This is a genomic window from Bradyrhizobium sp. S3.12.5 (genome assembly GCF_040548225.1).
Lineage (GTDB): Bacteria > Pseudomonadota > Alphaproteobacteria > Rhizobiales > Xanthobacteraceae > Bradyrhizobium > Bradyrhizobium cytisi.
This window is the reverse complement of record NZ_JBEPRF010000017.1, coordinates 156,295-176,170: the sequence shown is the minus strand read 5'-3', so window position 1 is coordinate 176,170 and position 19,876 is coordinate 156,295. Positions and strand designations below refer to the sequence as shown.

Sequence of the window (19,876 nt, the reverse complement as noted above, 5' to 3'; positions counted from 1 at the left end):
GCTGCGAAGCCGCCCAGGGAGAAGGCCGCGCCGAAGAAGTCGATGGCCGACGAGGGCGCCAGCGAAGGCGACCGCATCGCCAACCAGTCGATCCGCGTCAACGTGGATACGCTGGAGCATCTGATGACCATGGTCTCCGAGCTGGTGCTGACCCGCAACCAGCTGCTCGAGATCTCAAGGCGCAACGAGGACACCGAGTTCAAGGTGCCGTTGCAGCGCCTGTCCAACGTCACCGCCGAGCTGCAGGAAGGCGTCATGAAGACGCGCATGCAGCCGATCGGCAATGCCTGGCAGAAGCTGCCCCGCATCGTCCGCGACCTCTCGAGCGAGCTCGGCAAGCAGATCGAGCTGGAGATGCACGGCGCCGACACCGAGCTCGACCGCCAGGTGCTCGACCTGATCAAGGACCCGCTCACCCACATGGTGCGCAACTCCGCCGACCATGGCCTCGAGACCCCCGCCGAGCGCACCGCCAACGGCAAGGGCGAGCAGGGCACCATCCGGCTCTCCGCCTACCACGAGGGCGGCCACATCATCATCTGCATCGCCGACAACGGCCGCGGCCTCAACACCGAGAGGATCAAGGCCAAGGCCGTCTCCTCCGGTCTCGCCACCGAGGCCGAGCTGGAGAAGATGTCGGAAGCCCAGATCCACAAGTTCATCTTCGCCCCGGGCTTCTCGACCGCGGCCGCCATCACCTCGGTGTCGGGGCGCGGCGTCGGCATGGACGTGGTCCGCACCAATATCGACCAGATCGGCGGCACCATCGACATCAAGTCGGTCGCCGGTGAAGGCTCCTCCGTCACCATCAAGATCCCGCTGACGCTTGCGATCGTCTCCGCCCTGATCGTGGAAGCCGCCGGCGACCGCTTTGCGATCCCGCAGCTCGCGGTGGTCGAGCTGGTCCGGGCCCGCGCCAACTCGGAGCACCGCATCGAGCGCATCAAGGACACCGCGGTGCTGCGCCTGCGCAACAAGCTGCTGCCGCTGATCCACCTGAAGAAGCTCCTGAAGATCGACGACGGCGCGGCCTCCGATCCCGAGAACGGCTTCATCGTGGTCACCCAGGTCGGCAGCCAGACCTTCGGCATCGTCGTCGACGGCGTGTTCCACACCGAAGAGATCGTGGTCAAGCCGATGTCGACGAAGCTGCGTCACATCGACATGTTCTCGGGCAACACCATCCTGGGCGACGGCGCTGTGATCATGATCATCGACCCCAACGGCATTGCCAAAGCGCTCGGCGCCGCCGGCTCCTCGGCCCATGACATGGCCGACGACAATGGCGCGCACCACATCGGCAGCGGCGAGCAGACCACCTCGCTCTTGGTGTTCCGCGCCGGCTCGTCGCAGCCCAAGGCGGTCCCGCTCGGGCTCGTCACCCGCCTGGAGGAGCTCCCGGCCGACAAGATCGAGTTCAGTAACGGCCGCTACATGGTGCAGTACCGCGAGCAGCTGATGCCGCTGGTGGCCATGGACGGCGTCACCGTCGCCAGCCAGGGCGCCCAGCCGATCCTGGTGTTCGCCGACGACGGCCGCTCCATGGGCCTCGTCGTCGACGAGATCATCGACATCGTCGAGGAACGGCTCAACATCGAGGTCGGCGGCTCGTCCTCCGGCATCCTCGGCTCGGCCGTGATCAAGAGCCAGGCCACCGAGGTGATCGACGTCGGCCACTTCCTCCCGATGGCGTTCGCCGACTGGTTCACCCGCAAGGAGATGAAGCCGTCGATGCACTCGCAGTCGGTGCTGCTGGTCGACGACTCGGCGTTCTTCCGCAACATGCTGGCGCCGGTGCTGAAAGCGGCCGGCTACCGCGTCCGCACCGCGCCGACCGCGCAGGAGGGCCTGGCGGCGCTGCGTGCGCAGAGCTTCGACGTGGTGCTGACCGACATCGAGATGCCCGACATGAACGGGTTCGAGTTCGCCGAAGTGATCCGCTCCGACAGCAATCTGGGCGCGATGCCGATCATCGGCCTCTCCGCGCTGGTGTCGCCGGCAGCGATCGAGCGCGGCCGGCAGGCCGGCTTCCACGACTATGTCGCCAAGTTCGACCGTCCCGGCCTGATCGCGGCGCTGAAGGAACAGACCGCGGGCGCCGCCGGCGCCTCCGAGCTGAGCCGGGCGGCGGCGTAACGGCTTTAGGGATCAGGAGAGACCGAGATGAGCAAGAAGATGCAGATCGGCGAAGGCGCCATGGTCGAGTACGTCACCGCGATGATCGGCGGCCAGCTGTTCGGCCTGCCGATCTCCCGCGTCCAGGACGTGTTCATGCCCGAGCGCGTCACCCGCGTTCCCTTGTCCTCGCGCGAGATCGCGGGCGTGCTGAACCTGCGCGGCCGCATCGTCACCGTGGTCGACATGCGCGCCCGCCTCGGCCTGCCCAAGCCCGAGGACGGCAAGGTGCCGATGGCGGTCGGCGTCGACCTGCGCGGCGAATCCTATGGCCTCCTGATCGACCAGATCGGCGAGGTGCTGCGGCTGTCCGAGGACGGCAAGGAAGACAACCCCGTCAACCTCGACCCCCGCATGGCCAAGCTCGCCGGCGGTGTCCACCGTCTCGACGGCCAGCTCATGGTCGTCCTCGACGTCGATCGCGTCCTCGAGCTCAAGACCGAAATGCAAATGGCTGCCTGAACTTTCACGAAAGACATTTAGAGCCGGAGAACGAAGATGAAGACCTGTTTGGTGGTTGACGATTCCAGCATCGTTCGCAAGGTCGCCCGTCGCATCGTCGAAGCGCTGGGCTTTCAAGTCATTGAAGCGGAAGACGGCGTCGAGGCGCTGGTTCATTGCAAGAAGGCCATGCCGGAAGCCATCCTGCTCGACTGGAACATGCCCGTAATGGATGGCTTCCAGTTCCTGGGCACGCTGCGCCGCATGCCCGGTGGCGAAGAGCCCAAGGTCGTGTTCTGCACCACCGAGAACGGCATCGACCACATCACCAAGGCGATGGGCGGCGGTGCCAACGAGTACATCATGAAGCCGTTCGACAAGGAAATCGTGTTGGCGAAGTTCCAAGAGGTCGGGCTGGTCGAGCGCGAAGAAGAGACAGCTGCCTGAAAATACACCTGCCAGTAGCGTCAAGAGGTATCCTGTGAATCCGCCCGACTACGAGTATCTGCGTAAGTTGCTGAAAGAGCGCTCCGGTCTCGATCTGTCCGCCGACAAGCAATATCTGATCGAAAGCCGTCTGCTGCCGCTTGCGCGCAAGGCCGGGCTCTCCGGTATCTCCGATCTGGTGCAGAAGCTGCAAGGCGGCTCGAGCGCGCTGATCACCAGCGTGGTCGAAGCCATGACCACGAACGAGACCTTCTTCTTCCGCGACAAGGTCCCGTTCGACCATTTCCGCGACACCATCATGCCGGAAGTTCTCAAGGCCCGCGCCAGCCGCCGCAGCGTGCGGATCTGGTGCGCCGCAGGCTCGACCGGGCAGGAGCCCTATTCGCTCGCGATGACCCTGAAGGAGATGGGCGCGGGCCTGACCGGCTGGCGCGTCGAGATCATCGCGACCGATCTTTCTCAGGAAGTGCTGGAGAAGGCCAAGGCCGGCGTCTACAGCCAGTTCGAGGTGCAGCGTGGCCTGCCGATCCAGATGTTGATGAAATATTTCAAGCAGACCGGCGAGACCTGGCAGGTCAATCCCGATCTGCGGGCGATGATCCAGCACCGGCAGCTCAATCTGCTGCAGGATTTCTCCCATCTCGGTACTTTCGACGTCATCTTCTGCCGCAACGTGCTGATCTATTTCGATCAGGAAACCAAGATCAACATCTTCAACCGCCTGGCGCGCCAGATCGAGCCCGACGGCTTCATGGTGCTCGGCGCTGCGGAGACCGTGGTCGGACTGACCGATACGTTCAGGCCGATTGCCGATCGTCGTGGCCTCTACAGGCCGAACGATCCGCGTGCCGCTGCGGCGGCCGGTGCCGCGGCGCCGCGGATGGTCGCGATGGCAGGGCGATAGGCATGGCCGAGGATGGCAAGGGCGCAGAGCGCGTCACATTCAGTCGGGGCTATGATGTCTGTATCATGGCTATCGACGGCACGTGGCGGCGCGACTGCACCCTCAATGCGATTTCCGATACCGATGCCATCCTCACGGTGGAAGGCTCGATCCAGGGATTGAACCTCAAGGAGTTCTTCCTGCTGCTGTCGTCCACCGGCCTTGCCTATCGCCGCTGCGAGCTGGTGCGCGTCAACGGCGCCGAGATGGACATCCAGTTCCTGCGCGGCAAGAATCGCAAGAAGCGCGGCGCGGCCAGCGGCCATGATGCGGTGGCGTGATCGCGACACGCAGCGTGTTGCTCCTTCCCGAGGCGTTGCTTCACATTTTCTGAAAACATCCGAACGAATTTGCAGGCCCGGCTTTACGTGGCCTAAGCGCGCACCGTGTATCAATGACAGGTCGCAATTTCAGGGTCCGGCCATGCCAAGAAGCTCTCTCTCCCCTATCCCGTCAAACCTTCCCGACGTCGCCGAACGGCGCGCGCTTCAGCTCCTGGTGGTCGATGACGACGCCACGCAGCGCAGCCTGATCAGTGTCGCCGCCAAGCAGGCCGGCCACGAAGTCGTCGTTGCGCCGTCGGTCGCGGAAGCCATCGAGAAGCTGCGCGCGGCGCGCTTCGACTGCGTGACGCTCGATCTCGTGCTGGAGGATGGCGACGGCATCGACGTGCTGCGCGAGATGGCGGCGGCGAAATTCACGGGCTCCGTGATCGTCATCAGCGGCATGGACGGCAAGCGCCGCAGCGGCGCCCGCAGCTTCGCCCGCTCGGTCGGGATCGAGCTTCAGAGCCTGCCGAAGCCGTTGGATCTCGCGGCGCTGCGCATCAGCCTCGCCAATCTCGGCAAGACGGCGATGGGGCTGCCGACGATCCATACCTGGGGCGGCGTCGCGACCGACGCGATCGTGGAGCGGCACCGCGCCTGAGGCGCGGAGCTGCCATGCAAGCGGCTGCGGCAAATCGGCTGCGCTGATTGCTGCCTAGTCCGGATTACCAGATTCCGACAGCTTCTGAAGGGCCCGGCCGAGCTCGGCCCGGCAGGCGTTGAGAGCGGCGCTCGCCGTGGCATAACGGGGCGTGACGTCGTCGAGCACGACAATCTCGGTGGAACCCGAGATAGCGCTCAAGATAGCGCTATCGTCATCCGGCTCCATCGCCGCGTCGATCAGGCGCATACTGATATCGATGCGCGCGATCAGGGAGCGAAGTTCGGCCGTGATCAACTGACGGCTGTCGGTTTCAGCCATCGCGGCGAGCGGGGGTGTGCCGGCGTAATTTAGCATGGATATTCTCCGTCCCCCGCAATAAGGCACCATGGCGCTACTTGTGCGTTAAGTTCATGTCCCGTACAAATGCGGGGTGGGTCGAATCTGCGCCGAAAGCCATAACGTTAGGTGCGGACGCGAGTCCTTGAACGCCGAACGGACTTGGTAATCGCCTTGGCGAATGGACATGGCACATGGTCGAACAAACCTCCCGTGGTGAGATCTTCGTGGTCGATGACGACCCGGCTGTTCGCGACACCCTGTCGATGGTGTTGAAGGCGTCGGGGTATGAGGTGATCTGTTTTGCGGACGGCGCAGCACTGCTCTCCGTCGCGCGAAGCCGGACGCCGGCTGCCGTGCTGCTCGACGTGCACATTCCCGGAAAATCGGGCCTCGATATTCTCAAGGAGCTGCACGGCGAAGACTATCCCGCGCCGATCTTCATGATCTCCGGCCAGGGCGACATTGCGATGGCGGTGGGCGCCATCAAGAGCGGCGCGCTCGACTTCATCGAGAAGCCGTTCCGCGGCAGCGAGATCGTCGGCCGGCTGGACGAAGCGATCGGCGCCTATGCGCGCCGGCAGTCGGAGAACGCATCGCCGAAGTTCGGCTCGCTGCATTTCCCCGGACGCGAGCCGCTGACCCGCAGGGAGCGCGAGGTGCTCGAGCAGTTCGCCGCCGGTGCCTCCAACAAGGAAGCCGGCCGCACCCTCGGCATCAGCCCGCGCACCATCGAGGATCACCGCGCCAACATCATGAAGAAGCTCGGCGCCCGCAATGCCGCCGATCTGATCCGCATCGTGATGACCGCGGCCCAGCGCGCGTCGTAAAATGGTCTCGTGCCCCAGACGCGGTGCATCATGAAATGATGCGCCGCTGAGCCGGGCCCATCTCTCCAACTCCACGGCTGACAGTTCTGGGTCCCGGCTCTGCGTTGCAGCGTTGCACGCTGCGCCTTGTCCGGGACACGAGATAGCGCCTTACGCCTGCAGCGCCTTGCGGATGATCCGCGCCAGATCGGATTTTCGATAGGGCTTCGCCAGCAGCAGCACGCCTGAATCCAGCCGGCCGTGATGGATGATCGCGTTCTCGGTATAGCCCGACGTGTAGACCACCCTGAGGTCGGGGAGCGTCTTCAGCACCTCGTCGGCGAGCTGCCGTCCGTTCATCTTGCCGGGCATGATCACGTCGGTGAACAGCAGGTCGAACGGCTTGCCGCTCGCGACGATGGTGAGCGCCTCCGCGGCATTGGCGGCCTGCAGGGTGACGTAGCCGAGCGAATGCAGCTGGGCCAGCACGTAGTCACGCACCAGCCGGTCGTCCTCGACCACGAGGATAGTCTCGTGACCGCCCTCGCTTGAGGCTGGCATCACGCCATCGGCGACCGGCGTCGGTGTCTTGCCCGGCGGCAGATACATCTTGATCGTGGTGCCGTGGCCTTCTTCGCTGTAGATCTTGATGTGGCCCGCGGACTGCTTGATGAAGCCGTAGACCATGGAGAGCCCGAGCCCGGTGCCCTTGCCCGGGCCCTTCGAGGTGAAGAAGGGGTCGAACACGCGCGCCAGCATATGGGAAGGAATGCCGGTGCCGGTGTCGCTCACCGCGATCAGCACGTAGTGCCCGGGCCTGACGTCGTTGACGCTGGCATAGACCTCGTCGAGATAGGCGGCGCCCGTCTCCACGATTAGCTTGCCGCCGCCGGGCATCGCGTCGCGCGCGTTGAGCGCGAGGTTGAGGATCGCCGTGGTGAGCTGGTTCGGGTCGACCACGGCGACGCAGCTCTCGTCCTCGAACACGGATTCGATCTGGATCTGCTCGCCCAGTGTCGGCCGCAGCAGCTTTGCGGTGTCGATGATCAGCGAATTGATGTCGATCTCGCGCGGCTGCAGCGGCTGCTTGCGTGCGAAGGCCAGCAGATGCTGGGTCAGCTCGGCGCCACGGCCAGCGGCCTCGTCGATCATCTTCGTGATCGCGGCAAGCCCCGGATCCCTGGCCACGGCATCGGCCAGGATCTCGATCGTCCCGGTGATCACGGTGAGGATATTGTTGAAATCGTGCGCCACGCCGCCGGTGAGCTGGCCGACCGCCTCCATCTTCTCGGCATGGCGGATACGCTCCTCGGAGGCGATCTTGTCGGTGAGGTCACGGTAAAACACGTTGAACAAGACGCCCTCGCGGCGCCGCAGCGCCGTGACGCTCAGCTCAGCCTTGAACTCCTTGCCGTCGCGGCGTCGGACCATGAGCTCGCGGCGGCGGTTGAGGGTCTGGCCATCCGCGGATTCGAGGAAGCGGGCGAGGCCGGCCTTGACCCTCTCGCGCTCGCTTTCCGCAACGATCAGGTCGACCGCGTTCTTGCCCAGCGCCTCGTCGCGCCGCCAGCCGAACAGCTCCTCGGCCCGCGAGCTCCAGTTCTGGATGGTGCTGCGATCGTCGGTCTGGACGAAGGCGTCGAGCGCGGTCTCGACGATGTTGCGCGCAAGCTGCTCGCTGTCACGCAAGGATTCGGCGGCGTGCCTCGCCTCGGTCATGTCGCGCCCGACGAAGAAGAAACGCTTGGCCTGATCCGACCAATTGCCGAGCCAGGACAGCCAGACCTCGTGGCCGTCCTTGTGAATGCACCGCGTGTCGGCGAGCTTCGGATGTCCGCCGCGCCGGAGTGCGCGCATCTCCTCGCGGGATTGGTCGAGATGGCCGGGATGGATGAAATCGACGCCGCTGCGGCCGATCATCTCGTCGGGCTTGTAGCCGAGCACGGTCTCACAGCTCGGGCTGATCTGCGCGATGTGGCCCCGCGAGTTCATGATCATGATCAGATCCTGCGAGGTGTCAAAAAGCTGCCGCCGCTCCTCCAGTTGCTGCTGTAGCGCCCGCTCCGCGCGCCGCGCTTCAGTCAGGCTGCGCGCGGACCCGGAGGCACCCATGATCTCGCCCAACGGCCCTCTGATCGGCGACAGGCTGAGCGAGATCTCGACCGGCGTGCCGTCCTTGCGCAGGCGCACCGTCTCGAAGCGCTCGATCGGCTCGCCCCGGGCGATACGCTGCAAAATATCCTTGCCCTGCTCGCGGCGGTCGGTCGGGACGATGATCGAGGTGGACTTCCCAATCGCCTCGTTCGCCGAATAGAAGTAGAGACGTTCGGCGGCAGGATTCCAGCCGGTGATGACGGCGTCGAGCGATTGCATCACGATCGCATCGTCGGATGACTCGACCGCGGCACTGAACAGGCGCTCACGCGCTTCATGATGGATTCGCGCGGCCTCGGTGCGGCGATGGTCCTCGATCTCGCGTTCGAGCGCGGCGGTTTTCACCCGGGTCTCTTCGACCATTTGGGCAAAGGCCCGCGCCAGCACGCCCGTCTCGCCGCCGGCATCGACGGGGATGTCTGCCGGCCGTCCGCTGCCGATGGCCTCCACAGCTTCGGTGAGACGCCCGATCGGGCGCGTCAAGGAGCGCGCCAGGAGCACCGCGAGCGCAGCCGCGGCGAGCACGGCAAGTACGCCGACGAGCAAGGAGGTCTTTTGAATGGCCGCCGGCACCCGGCCGAACACGGGCGGGGGGATCGTTTCGACGACCGCGATCCATTCCTTGCCTGCAAGCAGTGCTGGCGCGATCGCCGCGCCGCTCGGCCGGCCCGATCCGTCGGTCGTCAGATGGGTGGATCCGTCGAGCTTGCCGGCCAGCGCTGCAAAAAATGGAAAGTCTTGGCGCCAGTCGGTGGGATGGCCGCGCATTGAGCCGAATTCCCGCGCACGATCGGGGTGGACGAGATAATCGCCGCGCCAGCTTACGACGTAGATTTCTCCCCCTGTGCTCGTGGTCGCGCGGACACTGTCCAGTGCCCGGCGCATGTCGATATTGGCGATGATGATGCCGAACGGCTTGCCGTCCGGCGTGAACAGCGGCGTCGCGACCCGCAACGTCGGAATGTGAAGGTCCGCGGTTCCCCCGTGGCGGCTGGCGAGATCGACCGGAGAAACATAGACCTCGCCCGGCGCCAGTCGCATTGTGTCCTGAAAATAGGTTCGCTCGGTCTTGCGCTCCAGTTCGCTATTGGGGACGATCCGCGCCGTTCCGTTCGGGCCGGAGCGATCGACGCGGACCAGCTCGCGCTGATCGTCATCAAGGCCGATAATTCGAAACTGCCCATAGCTGGGCTTGGCGTCGATCTCGGCCGCGAGGCGCGCTGCGATGCGCTCGCGCCAGGTTTGCTCGGAAACGCCGTCGAGAGTGTCGATGCCGCCTGCGATATGGGCGCGGATCAGGCCATTGATGGCTGCGGCGGAGCGATAGCCGAGGAGATCGCCGCGGGCTCCGGCAACGTAGGATTCAAGATTGGTCGCCAGGAGGCGTGACTGGGCTTCGACGCGTTCCAGGACCCGCGGAATGACGGCTTGGGTCGTGTTGCGATAGCCCAGCCACCCCACTGCGGCCACGGTCACCGCCACCAGCAGGATCATCGCGATCGTGAGCCGCGTTGCGAGCCTCATGGGAATATTCGCTCCGCTTCCCGCATGGCCGCGCCTGTTCGGGCCTGGAACGGAACGAAGGCCCTTGTCATTGGCGGCTGGTGCTGACATTGGGCCCCGCCGGCTCGCCCGACTTCAGGCAACGGTCGGCCATCGCCAGCAGCACATCCGCCCGGAACGGCTTCTGCAGGCTGGCGACCGCGCCGAGCTTGATCGCCATCTTCAGGAAGTCGGGCTCCGCATAGGCGTCCGGCGTGATCGAGCGGCCGGAAATCACGATGATCGGTATAGCAGGCTGGAGCGCCCGCACGTGACGCATCGTCTCCAGCCCGTCCATGCCGGGCATGAAGACGTCGAGGAACAGCAGGTCGAACTGGCCGCCCTCGAACAGGACGAGCCCCTTGCGGCCGTCGCCGGCGACCGTCACGTGATGACCGGCCCGCTCCAACAGCAGGCGTATCGTAAGCTGGACGGCCGGGTCGTCATCCACGATCAGGATGTTGGCCACGTCAAAAACCTCCGGATCGGGCGGGGGAAGTTCCCTGCGACCCAAATCAAAGCATCAAATACGGAACTGTTGCGCGGATCGTGCCTGGCCTGCAAGCACTTCGCGCCCATTGCGACGTGTGATCGCCGGGGTTGCGTGCAAGTCATATGCATGTCTGCGTGCAAATGATGCCCGCCTGGTCCTCGGTGCCCGCCTAGTCGGAGAGATATTCGGGATAGCGCTCGCGGATCCTATCCAGCTCGCTCAGCGTGCCTGATAGATGCTTGCGCAGATGCTGCTGCGCAGCCTGGGCATCTTTCGCCTCGATTGCACGCGTGATTAGCTTGTGGTGGCGTACGATGTTCTGGGCCTTGCCGGGCGAGGGCAGATGCAGCCGGCGCAGCCGGTCAATATGTCCGCTGCGGCTTCGCACCAGCATCCAAAGGTCCTGCTTCCGGGCGGCGGCATAGAGCTGGGCGTGGAAATCATTATCGCCGGCAATGAAGGCCTCGAAGTCGCCGGCCTTCGCGAATTGCTGTTGCAACGCAATGGCGTGATCCAGCCGAATGATCAGGGCAGGATCAGGTTTGTCGGCAAGGAGCCGGACGATCTCCAGCTCCAGCGCCTGGCGCAGGAAATGCGCCTGTTGCGCGCGGTCGACGTCGATCTGGCTGACTACGGTCGCGTGCTGCGGAAATACGTCGACCAGGCCTTCTTCCTCGAGCCGCATCAGCGCGTCGCGCACCGGCGTTGAGCTGACGCCAAACTGGCCGGCCAGCTCTGCACGCGACAGCGGCGCGCCGGGCGGCAATTCCAGCGCAATGATCGCATTGCGCAGCCGCTCGAACACCTGCGGCGCGGCCTGCCGGGCTCGGTCGAGCCGGGCGGCCGCGCGCGGCACGGGATGGGCTGATTCCATGGCTGCGGCTCCGGCGGACTTGCCTTTGATACACTAATGCATTAGGGCATCAGCCCGGTTGCGCGTCAATGCCGGCCGGAGGAAACGAACAACAATGATCAAGCAATTCCAGCGTGGCAGTGCAGTCATCGCCCTGATCGCCGCGGCAGTCCTGTCGACCTCGCCCGCGCAGGCGCAGCAGAAATCCGAGATCTCCCTGTCGCGGCAGCCTGGCATTTTCTACATGCCGAGCCACATCATGGAGAAGCAGAAGCTGATCGAGAAGCACGCGGCTTTGCTCGGCGTGCCCGGCGTCACCACCAAATGGGTGACCTTCTCCAGCGGCGGCGCGCAGACCGATGCGCTGCTCGCAGGTGGCGTCGACATTCTCAACACCGGCACCGGCAATCTGCTGCTGCTGTGGGATCGCACCCGCGGCGGCGTGAAGGGCATCGTCGCGACCTCGGCGCAGCCGATGACGCTGATCAGCCGTGACGCCAACATCAAGTCGATCAAGGATTTTGGCCCGAGCGACAAGATCGCGGTGCCGACCGTGAAAGTCTCGACGCAGGCGATCGTGCTTCAGATTGCGGCGGCAGAGGCCTTCGGCGCCGACCAATGGTCGAAGCTCGATGCCAATACCGTGCAGCTTGGCCATCCCGATGCTTATGCGGCGCTGTCGAATCCCAAGCACGAGGTGCACACCCATTTCTCGATCCCGCCTTTCACGTTCCTCGAGCTGAAGAACGTGCCGGGCGCGCATATCGTGCTGAACTCGCCTGACGTGATGGGCGGCCCGCTCAGCCAGGCGCAGTTCTTCACCACCACCAAATTCGCCGACGCCAATCCAAAAATCATCCAGGCCGTGCGCGACGCGACCAAGGAAGCGCAGGACCTGATCCGCAGCGATACCAAGCAGGCGGTCGAGATCTACAAGGAGATCACCGGCGACAAGACCTCGGTGGAGGAGCTGCTCGATCTCCTGAAAGAACCCGGCATGATGGAATGGAATCTCGAGCCGCAGGGCACGATGAAGTTCGCGGCCCACCTCTACAAGACCGGCACGCTGAAGACCCAGCCCAAGGCCTGGACCGATTACTATCTCCCCGTCGCGCACGACCTGAAGGGCAACTGATGGCACTGCTCGACGTCAGTGGGGTGACGCTGCGCTACAAGACCTCCAGCGCCGTCGTCACCGCCACGGAGAGGGTGAGCTTCACCGTCGACAAGTCCGACCGCTTCGTGCTGCTCGGACCGTCCGGCTGCGGCAAGTCGACCCTGCTCAAGGCCGTCGGCGGCTACATGTCACCGAGCGAGGGCCGCATGACGATCGGCGATCGCGAGATCCGCGGCCCCGGCGCCGACCGCATGATGATCTTTCAGGAATTCGACCAGCTCCTGCCCTGGAAGAGCGTTCTCGCCAATGTGATGTTCCCGCTGCTGACCGCGCGAAAGCTGTCGCGCAAGGACGCTGAAGCGCGGGCGCGGGCCTATATCGAGAAGGTCGGCCTCACCCGCGTGGTCGACGCCTATCCGCACACGCTCTCCGGCGGCATGAAGCAGCGCGTCGCGATCGCGCGCGGCATGGCGATGGAGCCGGACATCCTGCTGATGGACGAGCCTTTCGCAGCGCTCGACGCACTGACGCGCCGGACCTGCCAGGACGAGCTGCTTCAGCTCTGGAGCGAAACCAGGTTCACCGTGCTGTTCGTGACGCATTCGATCGCGGAAGCGATCCGCATCGGCAACCGCATCCTGCTGCTGTCGCCGCATCCCGGCCGTGTCAAGGCCGAGGTGGTCGACGTCGACAAGGTGGGCAATGACGACGGCAGCGCCGGCCGGCTCGAAAAGGAGATTCACGATCTCCTGTTCGCCGGCGAAGCCACCGCGCACTAGGGGAGCCGCTCATGGGCGAAGTGAAGATTTTGCTGCGTCATGCGCCGGTCGCTGCCGTCAGTGGCACGGGTGAGGTCGAGCGCAAGCTGAGTGTGGCCGAGCTGCTGTGGAACGACGGCTTTGTTCGCAAGGCCGTCATCATCCTGTTTCTGGCCGCGATCTGGGAAGCTTACGGTGTTTACCTCGACAACCCCCTGCTGTTTCCCACGCTGCACGACACCATCGCGACGCTGTCCGACCGCGTGAAGGACGGCACTATTCCAATGCGGGCCTGGACCTCGCTGAAGGTGCTGTTCATGGGCTATTCGGCCGGCATCGTGCTGGCTGCGATCTTCACCGTGCTCGCGATCTCGACCCGCATCGGCACCGACTTCCTGGAAACGGTGACGGCGATGTTCAACCCGTTGCCGGCGATCGCGCTGCTGCCGTTGGCGCTGATCTGGTTCGGCCTCGGCAATGGCAGTCTCGTCTTCGTGCTGATCCATTCGGTGCTGTGGCCGGTCGCGCTCAACACCCATTCCGGCTTCAAGAGCGTGTCCAACACGCTGCGCATGGTCGGCCGCAATTACGGCCTGCGCGGGCTGCCCTATGTCGCAAAGATCCTGATTCCCGCGGCCTTCGGCTCGATCCTCACGGGTCTGAAGATCGGCTGGGCCTTTGCCTGGCGCACGCTCATCGCCGCCGAGCTGGTGTTCGGAGTGTCCTCGGGCCAGGGCGGGCTCGGCTGGTTTATCTTCGAGAACCGCAACCTGCTCGACATACCCGCAGTGTTCGCGGGCCTCTTGACGGTGATTATCATCGGGCTCTTTGTCGAGAACCTGATCTTCCGCGCCATCGAGCGGAACACCGTCCAGAAATGGGGCACCCAATCATGATCAAGAAGAAAGCACCCGACCAGCTTCGCAGCGCGCGCTGGTTCGCGCCCGATGATCTCCGCTCGTTCGGCCACCGCTCCCGCGCCATGCAGATGGGCTACGCCCCGGAGGAGTGGAAGGATCGGCCGTGCATCGCGATCATCAACACCTGGTCGGACGCGCAGCCCTGCCACATGCACTTCAAGTCGCGCGTCGACGACGTCAAGCGCGGCATCCTGATGGCCGGCGGCCTGCCGGTGGAATTGCCGGCGCTGTCGCTGTCGGAGTCGCTGCTGAAGCCGACCACCATGCTCTATCGTAATCTCCTGGCGATGGAGGCCGAGGAGCTGCTGCGCAGCCATCCGGTTGACGGCGTCGTGCTGATGGGCGGCTGCGACAAGACCACGCCGGCGCTGCTCTTGGGTGCGACCTCGATGAACATTCCGGCGATCTATCTGCCGGCAGGCCCGATGCTCCGCGGCAACTGGAAGGGCAAGACGCTCGGCTCCGGCTCGGACGGCTGGAAATACTGGGACGAGCGGCGCGCCGGCAAGATTTCCGACAAGGACTGGCTCGACATCGAAGCCGGCATTGCGCGGAGCTACGGCACCTGCATGACCATGGGCACGGCCTCGACCATGACCGCGATTGCCGAAGCCATTGGCATGACGCTGCCCGGCGCTTCCTCGATTCCCGCCGCGGATGCCAACCACATCCGCATGGCCTCTGAATGCGGCCGCCGCATCGTCGAGATGGTGTGGGAGGATCTGACGCCGAAGACGATCCAGACCCGCAAGGCCTTCGAGAACGCAATCGCGGTCGCGATGGCGATGGGCTGCTCCACCAACGCCATCATCCATCTGATCGCACAGGCCCGCCGCGCCGGCCAGGACATCGGCCTCGACGATTTCGAGATCGCGAGCCGCAAGGTGCCCGTCATCGCCAACGTCCGCCCGAGCGGAGATGCCTATCTGATGGAAGATTTCTTCTATGCCGGCGGCCTGCCGGCACTGATGGGCCAGATCAAGGACCATCTGCATCTCGACTGCATCACGGTGAGCGGCAAGACGCTTGGCGAGAACATCGACGGCGCCGAGGTGCATAATGCCGATGTCATTCGCAGCGTGGACAATCCCATCTACAAGGAAGGCGCGCTCGCCGTGCTCAAGGGCAATCTCGCGCCCGACGGCTGCGTCATCAAGCCCTCTGCCTGCGCGCAGCGCTTCCTCAAGCACACGGGTCCCGCGCTGGTGTTCGACGACTATCCGTCGATGAAGAAGGCGATCGACGATCCCAATCTGGATGTCACCGAGGATCACATCCTCATCTTGCGCAATGCGGGCCCGCAGGGCGGACCGGGCATGCCGGAATGGGGCATGCTGCCGATCCCGACAAAACTCGTGAAGCAGGGCGTGCGCGACATGGTGCGCATCTCGGATGCGCGCATGAGCGGCACCAGCTATGGCGCCTGCATCCTGCACGTTTCACCGGAGGCCTACATCGGCGGCCCGCTGGCGCTGGTGCAGAACGGCGATCGTATCACGCTCGACGTCGCCGCGCGCACCATCAATCTCGATGTGCCCGAGGCCGAGCTCGACAAGCGCCGCGCCGCCTGGAAGCAGCCCGAGCGCCGCTTCGAGCGCGGCTACGGCTGGATGTTCACCAAGCACATCAAGCAAGCCAACGACGGCTGCGACTTCGACTTCCTCGAGACTGATTTCGGCGCGCCGGTCGGCGAGCCTTCGATTTACTAACCCCCGTCATTCCGGGGCATCGCGAAGCGATGAGCCCCGGAATCCATTGAGCCGCAACATGTGAGGCCAAATGGATTCCGGGCTCGCGCCAAGTGGCGCGTCCCGGAATGACGATCAGAGAGAGCACATCATGCCCAAACTTAGCGAAGCCACCCGCAACAAGCTCAAGACCGTCTCCACCGCCACTGTCGCCACTGCGTTGTTCAAGCGCGGCCTGCGCATCCAGATGATCCAGGATGTGCATCCCCTAGGCCGCGACCAGCCGACCATGGTCGGCGAGGCCTTCACGCTGCGCTACATGCCGGCGCGCGAGGATCTCAACACCATCGACGTCTTCAGGGATCACTCCCATCCGCAGCGCAAGGCGGTCGAGGATTGCCCGGCAGGCAGCGTGCTGGTGATGGACAGCCGCAAGGACGCGCGCGCGGCTTCGGCCGGCGCGATCCTGGTGACGCGGTTGATGAAGCGCGGCGTCGCCGGCGTCGTCACCGACGGCGGCTTTCGCGATTCCGCCGAGATCGCCAAGCTCGGCATTCCCGCCTACCATCATCGCCCCTCCGCGCCGACCAATTTGACTCTGCATCAGGCGATCGAGATCAACGTTCCCATCGGCTGCGGCGATGCGCCGGTGTTTCCCGGCGACGTCGTCCTCGGCGATGCCGACGGCGTCATCGTCATCCCCGCGCATCTCGCCGATGAGATCGCCAATGAAACCTTCGAGATGACGGCATTCGAGGATTTCGTCACCGAGGAGGTCGGCAAGGGCCGCGGCATTTTCGGCCTTTATCCCGCGACCGACCCGCAGACGCTCACCGACTTCGCGGAATGGCGGAAGAAGAATGGCCGGTAAGGCCGTTCGCGCCAAAACCGATCACGTCAAGAAACAGGCCGGCCACATCAAGTGCCGGCCTTTTATCAAGCAGGGAGGACTCCTATGACTTTCACGCGACGCAATCTCTTGTCCAGCGCCGGCGCGGCGGCGGCTTCGACGCTGCTTGCCCGCGCGGCCGGTGCGCAATCGTTTCCGTTCACGCCCGCTCAGCGCTATCCGGACCCTGCCGTCCAGATCCTCGACCCGAGTTTTGCAAAATACCGGCTCTATTCCTCGACGCTCGAGCAGGTCGCGACTGGCCTGCGCTGGGCCGAAGGTCCGGTCTATTTCCCGGAAGGCGGTTATCTCCTGTTCTCCGACATTCCCAACAACCGGATCATGAAGTTCGACGAGAAGACCGGGCAGACCAGCGTGTTCCGTGCCAACGCCAATTACGCCAACGGGAATACGCGCGACCGTCAGGGCCGGCTTGTCACCTGTGAGCACTCGGTCACGCGCCGTATCACCCGCACCGAGAAGGACGGCAAGATCACAGTGCTCGCCGACAAGTTCGAGGGCAAGCGGCTGAACGCGCCGAACGACATCGTGGTGAAGTCCGACGACAGCATCTGGTTCACCGATCCGATCTTCGGCATTGCCGGCGAGTGGGAGGGCAAGAAGGAGAAGCCGGAGCAGGCCACCACCAACGTCTACCGCATCGCCAGGGACGGCAAGCTCACCGCCGTGCTCACCGACCTCGTCAATCCGAACGGCATCGCCTTCTCGCCGGATGAGAAGAAACTCTATGTCGTCGAGTGGAAGGGTACGCCCAATCGCAGCATCTGGAGCTACAATGTCGGCGACGACGGTAGCCTCAGCGGCAAGACCAAGCTGATCGACGCCGCCGACCAGGGCTCGCTCGACGGTTTTCGCGTCGACCGCGACGGCAATCTCTGGTGCGGCTGGGGCTCCAACGGCGCACTGCAGTCCGAGCCAACGGATGTCGGTGGCCGCAAGGTCTACCAGCTCAAGGGCAAGTCGGAGGATCTCGACGGCGTCATGGTGTTCAGCTCCGAGGGCAAGGCGCTCGCCTTCATCAAGCTGCCCGAGCGCTGCGAAAATCTGTGCTTCGGCGGGCCGAAGAACAACCGCCTCTACATGGCGAGCTGCCACTCGATCTACGCGCTTTATGTGGAGGCGCATGGGGCGGTGTGAGGCACGAAGCGACGGTGCCCTTTGCCTCTCCCCGTAAGAACGGGGAGAGGGAGAGGTCAGCCCTCCGCCTCCGCCATTCCCGCCGCCCACAGCGCGAACGCATACACGATCGCGACTTCATCGAGCCGGTCAAAGCGTCCCGAGGCGCCGCCATGGCCGGCGCCCATGTTGGTGCGGAGCAGGACCGGACCGCCGCCGGTCATGGTCGCGCGCAGGCGGGCGATCCATTTGGCGGGCTCCCAGTAGGTGACACGCGGATCGGTCAAGCCGCCCATCGCCAGGATCGCCGGATAGTCTTTTGCCGCGACGTTGTCGTAGGGCGAGTAGGACAGGATGGTGCGAAAATCCGTTTCGCTCTCGATCGGGTTGCCCCATTCCGGCCATTCGGGCGGCGTCAGCGGCAGCGTGTCGTCGAGCATGGTGTTGAGCACGTCGACGAACGGCACTTCGGCGACGATGCCCGCGAATAGTTCGCCGGCACGGTTGGCGACCGCGCCCATCAGCATGCCGCCGGCCGAGCCGCCATGGCCGACGATACGCTTGGCGCTGGTATATTTCGCGTCGATCAGCGCGCGGGCGCTGGCGGCGAAATCATCGAACGAATTGGTCTTCTTCTCGCGCTTGCCGTCGAGATACCAGCCCCAGCCCTTGTCGGCGCCGCCGCGGATATGGGCGATGGCGTAGACGAAACCGCGGTCGGCCAGCGACAGCCGGTTGGCGCTGAACGAGGCCGGCATCGCCATGCCGTAGGAGCCGTAGCCATAGAGCAGCAGCGGCGCCGCGCCGTCGAGCTTGAGCCCGCGGCGATAGAGGATCGAGACCGGCACCTCGGCGCCGTCCTGCGCCCTTGCCATGATGCGGGTGGTGACGTAGTCGCTCGCAACGTGCCCGGACGGAATTTCCTGGCGCTTGCGCAAGGTGCGCGTGCGCTTGGCCATGTCGTAGTCGTAGACCTCCGACGGCGTCGTCATCGACGAATAGGCAAAGCGCAAATTTGTCGTGTCGAATTCGTAGGAGCCCATCGTGTCGAGCGAATAGGCGGCCTCGTCGAACGCGATGGCGTGCTCCTCCGTCGTCTTGAGGTCGCGGATCACGATCGCAGGCAGCGCGTTGGCGCGCTCCAGCCGCACCAGATGGCCGGCATAGAGATCGAGATCGATGATGTAGATGCCGGGACGATAGGGGATCAGGTCGCGCCAGTTGTTCCGCTCGGGCGAGGCGAGCGGTGCCGTGACGATCTTGAAGTCGATGGCGTCGTCGGCATTGGTGAGGATGAAGAGCTCGTCGCCGCGATCGGCCAGCGAATATTGCACGCCCTCTTGGCGCGCTGCGACAAGGCGCGGCGGCGCTTCCGGATGGGTGAGATCGATCAGCCGCTGCTCGCTCGTCTCGTGGTCGCCACCGGCGATCACGCAGAAGCGGCCGCTGGTGCTCTCATGCAGATGGGTGAACCAGCCGGAATCCTGTTCCTCATAGACCAGCGTGTCGTCCGCCTGCCTGGTGCCGAGCCTGTGCCGCCACACCTGCATCGGGCGGTGATTGTCGTCGAGCTTCACATAGAAGAAGGACTTCGCGTCCTTGCTCCAGACGACGCCGCCGTCGGTCTCCTCGATGACGTCGTCGAGGTCCTTGGCCGTAGCCCAGTCGCGGACGCGGATCGTAAAATATTCCGAGCCTTTGGTGTCGGCGCTCCAGGCCTGCAGCTTGTGATCGTCCGAGTGGCGGCTGCCGCCGAACTTGAAGTATTTGTGGTCTTTTGCCAGCGCATCGCCGTCGAGCACGATATCGCCCTCGCCGCCCTCGCGCGGCATGCGGCCGAACAGCTCGTGCTGGCCGCCCTCGCGGAATTTGCGGAAATACGCGAACGGTCCGTCCGGCGACGGCACGCTGGAATCGTCTTCCTTGATGCGGGCGCGCATCTCGCGCACCAGCGTCTTTTGCAAGCTCGCGGTGTGGCCGAGCAGGCTCTCGGTGTAGCCGTTCTCTTCATCCAGATATTTGCGGATGTCGGGATCGAGCACCTTGGGCTCGCGCAGCACCTCCTGCCATTTTGCGTCCTTCAGCCAGGCATAGTCGTCGGCGACAGTGATGCCGTGGTGGGTGAAGGAATGCGGCCGGCGCGGAGCGACGGGAGCGGTGCTGGTTTTGCTGGTTTTGGGCAAATCGATCCTCGATATAGGGGCGTGTCTGGCCTCTATATCAGATCGAATGTGGGGGATTTAA

18 protein-coding genes are annotated in these 19,876 nt (G+C 64.5%); 13 read left to right on the top strand and 5 right to left on the bottom strand.

From position 1 onward, the window contains the following. The 6 genes from ABIC09_RS25080 to ABIC09_RS25055 all read left to right on the top strand — a co-directional run. Positions 1-2,136: hybrid sensor histidine kinase/response regulator (locus tag ABIC09_RS25080; RefSeq protein ID WP_354110934.1), on the top strand; the 2,136-nt coding region annotated here is incomplete at its 5' end. Positions 2,137-2,163: 27 nt separating this feature from the next. Then, positions 2,164-2,637, top strand: coding sequence for a chemotaxis protein CheW (locus tag ABIC09_RS25075; RefSeq protein WP_354110933.1), 474 nt, complete (start codon positions 2,164-2,166; stop codon positions 2,635-2,637). 36 nt (positions 2,638-2,673) lie between these two features. Continuing rightward, the gene (locus ABIC09_RS25070) at positions 2,674-3,063 is read left to right on the top strand and encodes a response regulator (RefSeq protein ID WP_148756723.1); all 390 of its coding nucleotides are present in this window, start codon (positions 2,674-2,676) and stop codon (positions 3,061-3,063) included. A gap of 34 nt (positions 3,064-3,097) precedes the next feature. Then, positions 3,098-3,967: a CheR family methyltransferase gene (locus ABIC09_RS25065; protein WP_354110932.1), complete on the top strand. Its 870-nt coding sequence runs from the start codon at positions 3,098-3,100 to the stop codon at positions 3,965-3,967. Between the two features lie 2 nt (positions 3,968-3,969). Continuing rightward, positions 3,970-4,287, top strand: coding sequence for a PilZ domain-containing protein (locus tag ABIC09_RS25060; RefSeq protein WP_128963451.1), 318 nt, complete (start codon positions 3,970-3,972; stop codon positions 4,285-4,287). Between the two features lie 142 nt (positions 4,288-4,429). Beyond that, complete coding sequence (locus ABIC09_RS25055; protein WP_148756725.1) at positions 4,430-4,933, top strand: response regulator; 504 nt, start codon at positions 4,430-4,432, stop codon at positions 4,931-4,933. A gap of 54 nt (positions 4,934-4,987) precedes the next feature. On the opposite strand, the gene ABIC09_RS25050 is transcribed toward ABIC09_RS25055, so the two are convergent. Further along, positions 4,988-5,290, bottom strand: coding sequence for a hypothetical protein (locus tag ABIC09_RS25050; protein ID WP_354086486.1), 303 nt, complete (start codon positions 5,288-5,290; stop codon positions 4,988-4,990). A gap of 176 nt (positions 5,291-5,466) precedes the next feature. Between ABIC09_RS25050 and ABIC09_RS25045 the strand changes: the two genes are divergently transcribed. After that, the gene (locus tag ABIC09_RS25045) at positions 5,467-6,102 is read left to right on the top strand and encodes a response regulator transcription factor (RefSeq protein ID WP_148756727.1); all 636 of its coding nucleotides are present in this window, start codon (positions 5,467-5,469) and stop codon (positions 6,100-6,102) included. 150 nt (positions 6,103-6,252) lie between these two features. Here the strand turns inward: ABIC09_RS25045 and ABIC09_RS25040 are convergent, their stop codons facing one another. From ABIC09_RS25040 to ABIC09_RS25030, 3 genes are all read right to left on the bottom strand, one after another. Then, the gene (locus ABIC09_RS25040) at positions 6,253-9,849 is read right to left on the bottom strand and encodes a PAS domain S-box protein (RefSeq protein ID WP_354110931.1); all 3,597 of its coding nucleotides are present in this window, start codon (positions 9,847-9,849) and stop codon (positions 6,253-6,255) included. Continuing rightward, positions 9,827-10,246 (bottom strand): response regulator, encoded by a 420-nt coding sequence (locus ABIC09_RS25035; protein ID WP_354110930.1) that lies wholly within the window; start codon positions 10,244-10,246, stop codon positions 9,827-9,829. The genes ABIC09_RS25040 and ABIC09_RS25035 overlap by 23 nt, the downstream gene beginning before the upstream one ends. A 193-nt stretch (positions 10,247-10,439) precedes the next feature. Further along, positions 10,440-11,144: a GntR family transcriptional regulator gene (locus ABIC09_RS25030; protein ID WP_354036289.1), complete on the bottom strand. Its 705-nt coding sequence runs from the start codon at positions 11,142-11,144 to the stop codon at positions 10,440-10,442. Positions 11,145-11,238: 94 nt separating this feature from the next. On the opposite strand from ABIC09_RS25030, the gene ABIC09_RS25025 reads away from it, so the two are divergent. The 6 genes from ABIC09_RS25025 to ABIC09_RS25000 all read left to right on the top strand — a co-directional run bounded on the left by ABIC09_RS25025 (position 11,239) and on the right by ABIC09_RS25000 (position 17,653). Further along, positions 11,239-12,258, top strand: coding sequence for an ABC transporter substrate-binding protein (locus ABIC09_RS25025; protein WP_354110929.1), 1,020 nt, complete (start codon positions 11,239-11,241; stop codon positions 12,256-12,258). Then, the gene (locus ABIC09_RS25020) at positions 12,258-13,019 is read left to right on the top strand and encodes an ABC transporter ATP-binding protein (protein WP_148755898.1); all 762 of its coding nucleotides are present in this window, start codon (positions 12,258-12,260) and stop codon (positions 13,017-13,019) included. Before ABIC09_RS25025 ends, ABIC09_RS25020 begins: the two co-directional genes overlap by 1 nt. An 11-nt stretch (positions 13,020-13,030) precedes the next feature. Further along, entirely contained in the window at positions 13,031-13,894 is an 864-nt protein-coding gene (locus ABIC09_RS25015; protein ID WP_354110928.1) for an ABC transporter permease, read from the top strand. Continuing rightward, positions 13,891-15,627, top strand: a complete 1,737-nt coding sequence (gene araD, locus ABIC09_RS25010) for an L-arabinonate dehydratase (protein ID WP_354110927.1) — start codon at positions 13,891-13,893, stop codon at positions 15,625-15,627. The genes ABIC09_RS25015 and araD overlap by 4 nt, the downstream gene beginning before the upstream one ends. A gap of 130 nt (positions 15,628-15,757) precedes the next feature. Beyond that, positions 15,758-16,477 carry a ribonuclease activity regulator RraA gene (locus ABIC09_RS25005; RefSeq protein ID WP_354110926.1) on the top strand — a complete coding sequence of 240 codons (720 nt, stop codon included), beginning with the start codon at positions 15,758-15,760 and terminating at the stop codon, positions 16,475-16,477. A gap of 84 nt (positions 16,478-16,561) precedes the next feature. After that, positions 16,562-17,653 carry an SMP-30/gluconolactonase/LRE family protein gene (locus ABIC09_RS25000; protein WP_354110925.1) on the top strand — a complete coding sequence of 364 codons (1,092 nt, stop codon included), beginning with the start codon at positions 16,562-16,564 and terminating at the stop codon, positions 17,651-17,653. 56 nt (positions 17,654-17,709) lie between these two features. On the opposite strand, the gene ABIC09_RS24995 is transcribed toward ABIC09_RS25000, so the two are convergent. After that, a complete protein-coding gene (locus ABIC09_RS24995; protein WP_354110924.1) occupies positions 17,710-19,815 on the bottom strand; it encodes a S9 family peptidase in 2,106 nt (701 codons plus the stop codon). Between the last annotated feature and the right edge of the window lie 61 nt (positions 19,816-19,876).